Source organism: Fulvivirga lutimaris, from assembly GCF_009711525.1.
Taxonomy (GTDB): Bacteria; Bacteroidota; Bacteroidia; order Cytophagales; family Cyclobacteriaceae; genus Fulvivirga; species Fulvivirga lutimaris.
In genome coordinates this window covers 1-719 of the sequence record NZ_SMLV01000386.1, presented here as the reverse complement: position 1 = coordinate 719, position 719 = coordinate 1, and the positions used below count along the sequence as shown (strand labels likewise).

Below are 719 nucleotides of genomic sequence, written 5' to 3'. Positions count from 1 at the left end.
TATTCTAAATAGCTGTTTTTTAAGTATTTAACTTTTATGGGTGTCAATATAAAAATTGATTTATGCCATGAAAAGGGAAGGATGTGATGGGTTTGGGTGACGAATTAGTATATGAAAAGTAGTCTGACGATAGGCACCAATGATTTAATATACATTGTTAGCGGTTCGGCTTTCATTTTTTATTTCAGATTGTAAAAACATTGACTACCAATTGCCCCACCGCCATATTCCAACGCAAGCCTTTTATTTACTAAAATATATGTGCAGCTATCGTTATATTGTTCTATTAGATTGTCTGGAATCGGTTTGTCAAAAATATTGAAAGAATACATTCCCATTCCACTTCTTTTAAATCCAATTTTGGTAGGCTCGCCACTTTCGATTTGAATGCAATCAGCATTATCTAATTTGTTTTTAAGTGTTTTCAAGGTTTCTCTTGTCCATCCAACTGGCTTAATAATACTGTCCATTCGTTCGGTATTAATTTCTAAATCCCATTCTAAAAACATTGGTCCGTTAGAATTGGAATCCTTGATACCAAATCTGCCTAATGTATTATTATTTTCAAATTCAATTTCCACAAAATAGTTATCTGGAACGATTCCTGTATAATATTTTTTGAGCTCGTAAATTGCTGTTCTGTTTTCTTCAAAATTCTCTTTCAATTCTGTAACGGAATAGTCCTTGTCAAATCCACCAAATGCCGAAATTAGCATTAT

General features: G+C 32.4%; 1 protein-coding gene. It reads right to left on the bottom strand.

Going from position 1 to position 719, the window contains the following annotated elements; genetic code table 11:
- Positions 1 to 179: 179 nt before the first annotated feature.
- Positions 180 to 719, bottom strand: a 540-nt coding sequence (locus E1140_RS21490) for a hypothetical protein (protein ID WP_221412686.1), incomplete at its 5' end; no start/stop codon positions are given.